Source organism: Alphaproteobacteria bacterium (assembly GCA_025800285.1).
Taxonomy (GTDB): domain Bacteria; phylum Pseudomonadota; class Alphaproteobacteria; order JAOXRX01; family JAOXRX01; genus JAOXRX01.
In genome coordinates this window covers 1-3,143 of the sequence record JAOXRX010000077.1, presented here as the reverse complement: position 1 = coordinate 3,143, position 3,143 = coordinate 1, and the positions used below count along the sequence as shown (strand labels likewise).

Genomic DNA, 3,143 nt, shown 5'->3' with positions numbered 1-3,143 from the left:
CTCAACGCTTAATAAAAATATATATGGGCAATTTAAAGAAGCCACATTCCAAATTGGAATATATGCACTTTTGGGAAGTATGTATAATGGATAAACGTTTGAAAGGTGAGGTCATCTACGACTTACAAAAATACGGTTATGGAAAGAAGTGCATCAAAGATGGACGCAAGCTATGGCGCGATACAGATAGACTGTTTAAAACACAAAACCAGGCAATTCATAACAAAAACGATACTTCCAAAATATTTAAGGCCTCCAAAGAGCTGTTATTTTGGGACTGTGTAATATTTTGTGTTTTTGCTAAAATTTAGTTGAAAACTGATTTTGAAATTCATAGGCAAAAAAATTACCTTTAAATTTTTTATTTTATGAAACCAGAATTAGAAAAGCAATTAGAAGCCTTAGTAGGCAAGATTAGCAACAAAGAGGATTTAGATCAAGTTCGAGATCAGCTTTTTAAGCGAGGAGTAGAAGCTTTGCTCAACGCTGAAATGACAGCTCATCTAGGATTTGAAAAAGGAGCCAAAAACGATTCCACCAATACCAGAAATGGTTTTTCCAAAAAAACAATTAAGACCAAAAACGGGCAACAACCCATAGATATTCCAAGGGATAGAGAAGCTAGTTTTGAGCCAGTTATTGTTCCTAAACATCAAACCATCACCCAAGAGCTAGAAGATTGTATCCAAATGCTTTATGCCAAAGGGATGAGCAATAGCGATATTATCGACTTTGTGGAATCTAGCTATGGAGTGGCATACTCTACATCACAAGTTTCTGTCATTACCAATCAACTTTTGGAAGATATTAAACTTTGGCAGAATCGCCCTCTGGAAGACATTTATCCTATGGTATGGATAGATGCAATTCATTACAAAATACGTCAAGAAGGCAAAGTAATATCAAAAGCCTGTATGATAGTTTTAGGTGTAAATACCGAAGGAAAGCAAGATATTTTAAGCATGACCATTGTTGAAACAGAAAAAGCTTCGGCATGGATGGCTATATTAGATGATTTGCGCTCTAGAGGGGTAGAAGATATATTCTTTCTTTGCTCCGATAATTTGGCTGGCTTAGACCAAGCTATAGAAGCCATTTATCCTAAAAGTATTCGACAAATCTGCATTGTTCATCAAATTAGAAACTCTCTAAAATATGTCTCTTACAGGGATCGTAAAAAGATTATGGTAGATATAAAAGCCATATACCAAGCCGATAATATGGACGCAGCCCAACAAGCTTTTGAACATTTTAAACACAACTGGGAGGGTAAATATCTAAAAGCTGTAAAATCTTGGGAAAACAATTGGGATAATTTAACTGCTTTTTTAAGCTATCCAAAAGAAATTAGAAAACTCATTTACACCACTAATATTATCGAAAGCTTTAACGCTAGCTTACGCAAGTATACACGCAATAAGAAAGTGTTTCCTAATGATAATGCAGCTCTTAAATCTATTTATTTGGCTGCACAAAGCATACGTAAAAAATGGCAGAAATCCCGATCTAATTGGGGGCAAATCTACAATCAATTGTATATTTGTTTTCCAGACAGATTATAACAACCAAAAATTATAACCTGTGAATTTCGAAATTAGTTTTCTAAAAACACAAAATTCTGGATAGACTCTTTCTAGCTCAAAATTACCCCAATAAATAGCCCTTTTTTCCTTTCTATTTCAGAATAAAAAGAAACCGTAGCTAATGCTCAATGTCATTAAGTTAACATGTTATTTTGCTGCATTTCAGTGGTTTACTGTTGTTTTTTATGTATTTTTTTTGTATATTATACTATCATTCAGATAGTTATTATGCAAAAAAAACTTCGCAAGAAATTCTCAAAATTATATCTCGAACACTATTTTCCGAAGAACTTAAATGTAAGTTTAGAGTTTCAGAAAAAGACTTTATTCGTAATAGAAAACTAACTTTTACAAATACGCTAATTTTTATGCTGAACTTTTTAAGAAAAAGCCTAGTAATTGAAATACATAATTTTATAGAAAAACTAGAAAAGGTTTCTTGTTCTCCAGTAAAACTATTCACAAGCAGTGCTTATACACAGTCTAGAAAAAAAATAAACCCATTAGTTTTCTCAGCTTTATCTGATACTTTGGTTGAAGAATTTTACACAGATAACGAGTTGGGGGTTAAACTATGGAAAGGCTTTAGACTTTTAGCAGTAGACGGATCTACTCTAAACCTTCCTTTTTCTAAAGAACTTTCTCAAAAATATGGGCATGCTAGAAATCAAACAGGAGATACTAATGTTCAAGCAAGGATATCTGTTTTATATGATGTCGAAAATCAATTAGTAATAGATGCTAATATCAATCCAAGAAACACTTATGAAAGGGTTATGGCACTGAAGCATTTGCCAAAATGTAATACTAATGACTTAGTTATTTTTGATAGAGGTTACTTTTCGTATGATTTTTTAAAAGCTTTGGGGGATACTCCTTTTTTAATGCGTTTAAAATCAGACTTAAATCCAGTTAAAAACTTTGTTCAAACTAAAAAGACCTCTCAAATAGTAGAAATAAATAGTTGTAAATATGTATACAAGAAAAAAGGAGAGAAAAAGCCAGCTCCCATTAAAGTAAGATTAATACGGGTAGAACTAAGTTCAGGAGAAATAGAAGTATTAGCTACTTCATTATTTAATACTAAAAAATATCCGCCAAAACTTTTTAAAGAACTTTATTTCAAACGCTGGAAGGTGGAAACTTTTTATGATGAATTGAAAAATAAATTAAAGGTAGAACTATTTACAGGATACTCACAAATAGCAATACAACAAGATTTTTATGCTGCTATATTGGTTAGTAATATTCAATCAATAATAGTCAATGATCTAAAAGAAGAAATTGCATCCGAAAATAAGTCTAGGAAATATGAGTATAAAGTAAATAATAACTTAAGTTATGGTTTTCTAAAAGATAGAATAATAACCCTTTTATTCTCTGAAAAAGACACCAATAAAATGACTGAAGAACTCAAAATACTATTCAAAAAACATCTAGTTCCTATAAGGTCTGAAAGAACTAATTCAAGAAATAAAATCAGAAGAACCGTAACAAAACTAAAAGTAACTAAAAACCAAAGGGATGCAATATAGAGAAAGCTTAACTTAATGACATTGA

The 3,143-nt window shown here is 31.6% G+C and carries 3 protein-coding genes; all 3 read left to right on the top strand.

Going from position 1 to position 3,143, the window contains the following annotated elements; genetic code table 11:
* The coding region (locus OIF36_04260) for a hypothetical protein (GenBank protein MCV6599671.1) at nucleotides 1-311 on the top strand (311 nt) is incomplete at its 5' end.
* 57 nt (nucleotides 312-368) lie between these two features.
* Entirely contained in the window at nucleotides 369-1,562 is a 1,194-nt protein-coding gene (locus OIF36_04255; GenBank protein MCV6599670.1) for an IS256 family transposase, read from the top strand.
* A gap of 206 nt (nucleotides 1,563-1,768) precedes the next feature.
* Nucleotides 1,769-3,118: an IS4 family transposase gene (locus OIF36_04250; protein ID MCV6599669.1), complete on the top strand. Its 1,350-nt coding sequence runs from the start codon at nucleotides 1,769-1,771 to the stop codon at nucleotides 3,116-3,118.
* Nucleotides 3,119-3,143: the final 25 nt, after the last annotated feature.

What these genes read in the sequence shown, in the direction of transcription:
- OIF36_04250 (MCV6599669.1), top strand. Translation starts at nt 1,769, where the DNA reads ATGTATTTTTTTTGTATATTATACTATCATTCAGATAGTTATTATGCA.
- OIF36_04255 (MCV6599670.1), top strand. Translation starts at nt 369, where the DNA reads ATGAAACCAGAATTAGAAAAGCAATTAGAAGCCTTAGTAGGCAAGATT.